This window comes from Roseovarius mucosus, assembly GCF_002080415.1.
Taxonomy (GTDB): domain Bacteria; phylum Pseudomonadota; class Alphaproteobacteria; order Rhodobacterales; family Rhodobacteraceae; genus Roseovarius; species Roseovarius mucosus_A.
The window spans coordinates 1,836,247-1,843,079 of the sequence record NZ_CP020474.1; the positions used below are offsets into that span (position 1 = coordinate 1,836,247).

Genomic DNA, 6,833 nt, shown 5'->3' on the forward strand with positions numbered 1-6,833 from the left:
TCCCGCAGGTTGGGGACAGGTCAGACTCGGCTGGGCGGGAAAACGGGGCAGGCATATGCGCGCGATCATGCTGAGCGGAGGACTTGCTAGCCTAACGGCGGGGGCCGTCTGGGCGCATGCGGGCGAACAGGGGTTTGTCCTGCTGTTGCCTACAGATGTTTACATCGCTGCCGGGGGCCTTACCGTGGCGCTGACCGTGGCGCTCTTGGCCATTCTGCCGGGGGAATTTGCCGAACAGTTGTTCCGACCCATCGGGATTGCCCGCCTGCGCCCTTCTGTTTTTGCACGCTATTTCACCAGTCTTGCAGTGTCAGCCCTGCTGGGTTGGCTGGTCTGGCGGGGGTTGACCGGGCCGGGTGATCCGGGCGTCAATCCCTTGCCGCTGGCGATCTGGGTGGTGTTCTGGATTGTGCTGGTCACGGTTCAGGGGGTGGTTGGGGATGTCTGGCGTTGGCTTAATCCTTGGGTGGGGGTGGGTGTCTTGCTGCGCCACCTCACCGGGATGCGCGCGCCCTTGCGCTATCCCCGCGCCTTGGGCCATTGGCCTGGCGTATTGGGTTTCCTTGCCTTTTCCGGGTTTCTTCTGGCCGATCCGGCCCCTGCCGATCCGGGGCGGCTGGCGGTGGTGGTGGGCTTTTACTGGTATGCCATGCTGGCCGGGCTGATGCTTTTCGGCCCTGCCTGGCTGGTGCGGGCCGAGGCACTCACAGTGTTGATGCGCGCCTATAGACGGATGAGTTTTCTGGGCTTTTCACATGGTTGCATTTCCATTGGGCTGCCCGGCTGGAAGATTGCAAAAGGCCGCACCGTCAGCTTGGGGCTGGCTTGCTTCTGTCTGATCCTGCTTGGCTCTGGCAGTTTCGATGGGATCAATGAAACATTCCTCTGGCTGGGCATTCTGGGCCTGAACCCGTTAGAGTTTCCGGGCCGCTCTGCAGTCATCTCCCCCAACATCTTGGGGTTAATTTTAGCCAACATCGCACTTATTGTGGTCTTTGCCACCGCCCTTTGGCTCGGTGAGCGGATGGCAGGGGGGCGACCGCGCGCCTTACGCGGGCTCTTTTGCCTCTATGCGCCCACCTTGCTGCCGATCGCTCTGGCCTATCACATTGCTCATTACCTGACCGCGTTTCTGCTTGATGGACAATATGTTCTGGCCGCCATTGCACGGGCGCTGGGCCTTTCAGACCTTACAATTTCCGCCGGATTCCTGAACACCCCCGGACCGGTCAAGTTGATCTGGATGACGCAGGCGGGCGCCGTGGTCGCAGGCCATGTGATCGCCATTCTGCTGGCACATGCGCTGGCAATGCGCGCAGGCGAAGGGCGGCGGCGCGCCGTGCTGGGACAGGTGCCGCTCGCCCTTTTCATGGTGGCCTATACTGTCTTTGGCCTCTGGCTATTGGCGACGCCACGGGGGGCGTGACACGTTAACCGCTGGACAACCCCTAGGGGCTTGCGCAAGGTATGCAGGTGCGGCATTTGCCCTGTAAGGGCGATTGATCTTTGGAGGATGCGCGATGAACACCCCGAAACATGGCCAGCAAACCGGGCCAAAAACCGGCATCACGCGGCGCGGGGCCCTTGTCGGTGGCGTTGCGGCGGCAAGCCTGCCGCTCTGGGCGCGCTACAGCCAAGCGCAGACCGCAGCCCCCATCAAAATCGGCTTTCAGGTGCATCGCACCGGCATCGGTGCCGCCTATGGCCGCTGGTATGACCGCACCACGCAGGCGGCGGTCAAGCTGATCAACGAGGGTGGCGGCATCAATGGCCGCATGGTCGAGATTGTCGCCGAGGATGACGGCACAGACCCCAAGCGCGGGGCCGAAGTGGTCGAGAAATTCGCCAATCAGCATGGCTGTGACATCGGGTTTGGCACGCTTTTCAGCCATGTCGTCATTGGCTCTGCGCCGCGTGCGGGCGAATTGAAGCTGCCGTATTTCGTGGTCTCCGAAGGGCATCACGTGGCCTCTGGCATGCTCAACCGCTACACGCTGCAACCGGGCATCACAGATGTCAAAAGCCAGGTTCAGGCGATGGCGCCCTATGTGGCAGCGAACCTTGGCAAAAAGGTCACGATGGTCTTCCCGGACTTCGCCTTTGGTCACGATCACCGCGATTTCTTTACCCAAGCGATCGAGGCGCAGGGCGGCGAGGTGCTGGCGCATATCGCAATCCCGCCCTCGGAAACCTCATTCACCAAGTATTTCCCCAAGATCCCGCGTGATACAGAAGTGCTTTATCACGTCATGGTCGGGCCTGCCGTGCTGACCTTCGTCAAGGAGCTGGGCGAGTTCTTTGGTGGGCAGGGTCCGGCGCTCTTCGGCTTTATCGACAGTCTAGAGGCGGTGGCGATCGACAGCCCCGGTCTGGAATTCCTTGAAAACAGCTATTTCTGGGAAGGCATGTGCCGCGATCAGCAACCGGACGAAAGCGCGCATGAAACTGCCTATCGTGCGGCGGTGGGGGTCAACGAGCGGGGGTCGTCGATCAGCGACCCGCGGGACGTGTCGACCTATGCGCATATGTTTGGCTGCTGGGAAACGCTGCATGTCATCAAGGCCGGGATGGAGGCGGCGGGCTATACCGGGCCGCAGGACCGTGCCGCGTTGATCGAGGCGGTCGAGGCGATGACAACCCTGCCCGAGAGCCTTGCGCATCCGCAGGGCGACAAGATTTTCAACGGCAAGACGCATCAGGTCTTTGGTCATCAGAATATCAGCCGGGTTGAGGGCGGAAAACTGGTGCGCGTGCATCGCACCTCTATCGAGGATACGCTTTATCCCGATGAGGTGGATTACACGGCTCAGCCCTTCTAAGGCGAGTTTGGCAAGCGGGGCGATAGGGTGAAGCGGAGGCTTGTTCTGATAGGGCTGGCGGCGTCGGTTCTGGCGGGGTGCGGCGCGCCGCCCCCGCCCCCCGAGGCGCGAGAGGTGACGCGGCTTGCGGCGGCGATCCGTGGGCTTGGACCAGACGTAGACCCAGAAGAGGCCGCGCGCGCCGCGCGCATCGCCTATGAACATACCCACCGCCTTGCGCTGGAATACGAGATCACCGATCCGCCCATTGTGCACAACACCAAGGTCAACATGGGGCTGAAACCACGCGGCCTTTGCTGGCATTGGGCGCGCGATATGGAGGACCGCTTAAAGCTCGAGGAATTCCAGACGCTTGATCTGCACCGCGCGGTCGCCAATGCCGAGAATGCCTTTCGGTTGGAACACAGCACCGCGATTGTCAGCGCCAAAGGCGATGATTTTCGCAAGGGCATCGTGCTGGACCCGTGGCGTCGGGGCGGTCGGCTGACTTGGGCCCCCGTCACCGAGGACCGCGCCTATAAATGGGAGCCCCGCAACGAGGTGGTGGCCCGCGCGCTAGAGCGCAAGCATGGCCAGATCGTGACCCTGACCGATGATGACCGCATCCTGATGGGCGGGTTGGAGTTTGCCGCGCAATGACGTGGCACCGCACATGGCCCTAGGATGGAGTTAGGCCCCTATCTCGTTCTGGCCACGCTCGAGGGCGCGGTGACTGCGGCAGTACTGGCACTGACGGCTGTTGGGCTCAGCCTTGTGTTTGGCGTGATGCGGGTGGTCAATATCGCGCATGGCGAGTTTTTCATGCTGGGCGCGGTGCTGGCGTGGTGGATTGCGCAGAGCGTGGTGGGGCATCCCGCCATCGGCTTTGCACTGGCGCTGGTGGCAGCGCCACTGATCGTGGGGGCGCTGGCGGTGGCCGCCGATATGACGATCCTCAAGCGGCTGGAGTATGATCCAGAGCGCACCATCGTCGCCACAATCGGCCTGCTCTATATCATTCAGCAGGTCACGCTGATGGGCTATGGCCCAGATGCGCGCCCCGTCGAGGCACCGTTCAACACGCGGATTGCACTCCCATGGTTTGAACATGGGGCCGAGGGCTGGGCGATGATCTGGCCTTGGGGGCTGGGCACGACCACTTACAAACTGGCGGTGATCGGTGCAGCGGTGGTGCTGCTCTGCGCCGTCTGGGCCTTGATGACCCGCACCCGCATCGGGCTGGTCATGCGTGCCACGCAGGCGGATCGCGACATGGCGCTGGCCTTCGGCATCCCGGTCGAGCGGGTTTATGCACTGGTCTTTGGTCTAGGGGCCGCGCTGGCGGCGCTGGCGGGCGTGCTGATCGTGCCGATACAACAGGCGCATTACCTGATGGGCGCGGACCCGCTCTTGCTGTCGTTTATCGTGGTGATCATCGGCGGGCTAGGAAGCCTGCCCGGCACAGTGCTGGCGGCGGTGCTGATCGGCCTCAGCGACGGGATCATCTCGGTCTTTTTCTCGCCCACGCTGGCCAAGATATTGGCGACGCTGCTTGTAGGTCTGGTTCTGGTATTCCGCCCACAGGGTCTATTCGGGGGGCGCAGCACGTGAGGGTCTATGCCCTTCATGTTGGGCTGCTGGCTCTACTCTTGGCGCTGCATTTCGTGCTGCCTGCCTATCACCACGGCAATCTGGCGCGGGTGATGGTGCTGGCGAGTTACGCGATGGGCTATAACCTCATGTTCGGTTACACGGGGCTGCTCAGCTTGGGCCATGCGCTGTTTTTCGCGGCGGGGATGTATGGGATGGGCCTCGGCGTGCAGCATCTGGGGCTGACACCGGCACCCGCGCTGATCCTTGGGGTGTTTGCCGGGGCGGTGGTGGCGGGCGTGCTGGCAGCGCTGGCGCTGCGCACGGCCGGGGTGGCCTTTATGATCGTGACGCTGATGTTCGCACAGGCGGGCTACCTCACCGTGCTCTATTTCGGGGCGCTGACGCGGGGCGATGAGGGGTTCGTGATCCAACAGACACAGCGGATGCTCTGGGGTATTGACCTGAGCGATGAGGGCAATCGCTATCTCGCGGCGCTGCTCCTGTTCGGGCTTTGCCTGATGCTTTGCCTTTGGCTGGTGCGGTCGCCCTTTGGCCGAGTGCTGGTGGCGATCCGCGAGAATGAAGAACGGGTACGCATGCTGGGCTATGACGTCTTCGCGCATAAATTCGCGGTCATGGTGATTTCGGGGACGATGGCAGCGGCGGCGGGGGCGGCGTATGGCCTCTTGTTTGGCTATGTGGGGGCGACATTCGCCTCGGTGCAATATTCGATCTTTCCGCTCTTGTGGGTGCTTTTGGGCGGGGCGGGCACGGTGCTGGGGCCATTCATCGGCACGCTCTTCATGTTCTACCTGATTGACCTTAGCTCGGGCGTGACCACGGCCTATATGCTCATTGCCGGTGTGGCGCTGGTGGCGCTGACACTCTTTGCGCCGCAAGGGTTGATGGGCGACGTGCGGCGACGGTTCTGGCGGGGGATGCCGTGATGCTGCTATCCACGCGGGGGCTATCCAAGAATTTTGCCGGGTTGCGCGCGGTCGAGGACGTGGATTTCGACCTGCCCAAGGGCGAGATTCGCGCCCTGATCGGCCCCAATGGCGCGGGCAAGACAACGCTGGTGGGCATGATTTCCGGGCGTATCCCCCCGACTGCGGGGCGGGTAAGCTTCGATGGGCAAGACATCACTGCCCTGCCCGCGCATCGGCGGATGCAGTTGGGCATGGCCTATACGTTTCAGATCACCTCGGTTTTTGGCCGGCTCAGTGTGCGGGAAAACGTAGCCCTTGCCGCGCGTCGGCATCTGCATGGCGCGGCGGTAGAGACCGCTGTCGATCAGGCACTGGCGCGGGTCGGGCTGGCAGAGCGTGCCAGCCAAGAGGCGGGCGATCTGGCCTATGGGCATCAGCGCCTCTTGGAGATTGCGATGGGCCTTGCCCAATCCCCGCGCCTCTTGATCCTAGACGAGCCGACACAAGGCCTTGCCGAGGGCGAGATCGACAGCTTTCTGCGCCTGATCCGCGAGGTGGCGCAAGAGGCGACCATCCTGCTGATCGAGCATAACATGCGGGTGGTGATGGATCTGGCGGACCGGATCACCGTGCTGGATGGTGGCCGGGTTCTGGCCGAGGGGACACCTGCGGAAATCCATGCCAACCGCGCGGTGCAGGCCGCCTATCTGGGGGGCGTGTCCGATGCTGCGGCTGGATAGGGTCTGCGCGGGCTATGGCCGCGCGCAGGTGCTGCGTGATCTGAGCCTAGAGGTGCAGGCGGGTGAAATCCTGTGCCTTTTGGGGCGCAACGGCGCGGGCAAAAGCACGACAATGCGCGCGATCATGGGGCTCTTGCCGCTTATCTCCGGGTCAATCTGGCTGGGACAGCAACAGTTGAGCACGCTACCCGCGCATCAGGTGCCCCTCGCCGGTGTGGGCTATGTGCCCCAGGGGCGGCGGCTCTTTACAGATCTGACCGTGGCGCAGAACCTTGAAATTGGCCTCATGGCGCGGCAAAGCGGGCCAGAGGTGCGCGCAGAGGTGCTGGCGCTTTTTCCCCGCCTGCGCGAACGGTTGGGGCAGAAGGCGCAAACCCTCTCGGGCGGCGAACAACAGATGCTCGCCATGGCGCGCGCGCTCTGCCTGCGCCCCCAAGTTCTATTGCTCGACGAGCCAACCGAAGGGTTGCAGCCCTCGATGATCGCGGCCATTCGCGAGGTGATTGTGGGGTTGCGGGCATCTGGCGTTGCGGTTCTGCTGGTCGAACAACGGGTCGATGCGGTGCTCGATGTGGCCGATCGGGTGGCGTTTCTCGAGAATGGCACGGGCGGGGCGGTGATGACCGCCCAAGCGCTGCGCGCCGACCGCAGCCTCGTGGATCGTTACGTCGGGGTTTAGCGCAGGTTGTACAAAAGGCACTTGGCTGTGCGCTTGTCGCAGAGGCGCAGGGACACCGCGCATCTGTCGCTCGGATAGCCTGTCGGCCATTGCC

The 6,833-nt window shown here is 63.1% G+C and carries 7 protein-coding genes; all 7 read left to right on the forward strand.

Annotation, left to right across the window (positions count from 1 at the left end; all coding sequences use genetic code 11):
• Nucleotides 1–55: 55 nt before the first annotated feature.
• Nucleotides 56–1,426 (forward strand): hypothetical protein, encoded by a 1,371-nt coding sequence (locus ROSMUCSMR3_RS08915; protein WP_081507100.1) that lies wholly within the window; start codon nt 56–58, stop codon nt 1,424–1,426.
• A gap of 94 nt (nt 1,427–1,520) precedes the next feature.
• A complete protein-coding gene (locus ROSMUCSMR3_RS08920; RefSeq protein WP_081507101.1) occupies nt 1,521–2,819 on the forward strand; it encodes an ABC transporter substrate-binding protein in 1,299 nt (432 codons plus the stop codon).
• Nucleotides 2,820–2,846: 27 nt separating this feature from the next.
• A complete protein-coding gene (locus tag ROSMUCSMR3_RS08925; RefSeq protein WP_081507102.1) occupies nt 2,847–3,458 on the forward strand; it encodes a hypothetical protein in 612 nt (203 codons plus the stop codon).
• A 24-nt stretch (nt 3,459–3,482) separates the two neighbouring features.
• A complete protein-coding gene (locus tag ROSMUCSMR3_RS08930; protein WP_008281372.1) occupies nt 3,483–4,409 on the forward strand; it encodes a branched-chain amino acid ABC transporter permease in 927 nt (308 codons plus the stop codon).
• Nucleotides 4,406–5,338 carry a branched-chain amino acid ABC transporter permease gene (locus ROSMUCSMR3_RS08935; RefSeq protein WP_087148869.1) on the forward strand — a complete coding sequence of 311 codons (933 nt, stop codon included), beginning with the start codon at nt 4,406–4,408 and terminating at the stop codon, nt 5,336–5,338. Before ROSMUCSMR3_RS08930 ends, ROSMUCSMR3_RS08935 begins: the two co-directional genes overlap by 4 nt.
• The gene (locus ROSMUCSMR3_RS08940) at nt 5,338–6,060 is read left to right on the forward strand and encodes an ABC transporter ATP-binding protein (protein WP_081507103.1); all 723 of its coding nucleotides are present in this window, start codon (nt 5,338–5,340) and stop codon (nt 6,058–6,060) included. The genes ROSMUCSMR3_RS08935 and ROSMUCSMR3_RS08940 overlap by 1 nt, the downstream gene beginning before the upstream one ends.
• Nucleotides 6,044–6,739 (forward strand): ABC transporter ATP-binding protein, encoded by a 696-nt coding sequence (locus tag ROSMUCSMR3_RS08945; RefSeq protein ID WP_081507104.1) that lies wholly within the window; start codon nt 6,044–6,046, stop codon nt 6,737–6,739. The genes ROSMUCSMR3_RS08940 and ROSMUCSMR3_RS08945 overlap by 17 nt, the downstream gene beginning before the upstream one ends.
• Nucleotides 6,740–6,833: the final 94 nt, after the last annotated feature.

What these genes read in the sequence shown, in the direction of transcription:
- ROSMUCSMR3_RS08915 (WP_081507100.1), top strand. Translation starts at nt 56, where the DNA reads ATGCGCGCGATCATGCTGAGCGGAGGACTTGCTAGCCTAACGGCGGGG.
- ROSMUCSMR3_RS08920 (WP_081507101.1), top strand. Translation starts at nt 1,521, where the DNA reads ATGAACACCCCGAAACATGGCCAGCAAACCGGGCCAAAAACCGGCATC.
- ROSMUCSMR3_RS08930 (WP_008281372.1), top strand. Translation starts at nt 3,483, where the DNA reads ATGGAGTTAGGCCCCTATCTCGTTCTGGCCACGCTCGAGGGCGCGGTG.
- ROSMUCSMR3_RS08940 (WP_081507103.1), top strand. Translation starts at nt 5,338, where the DNA reads ATGCTGCTATCCACGCGGGGGCTATCCAAGAATTTTGCCGGGTTGCGC.
- ROSMUCSMR3_RS08945 (WP_081507104.1), top strand. Translation starts at nt 6,044, where the DNA reads ATGCTGCGGCTGGATAGGGTCTGCGCGGGCTATGGCCGCGCGCAGGTG.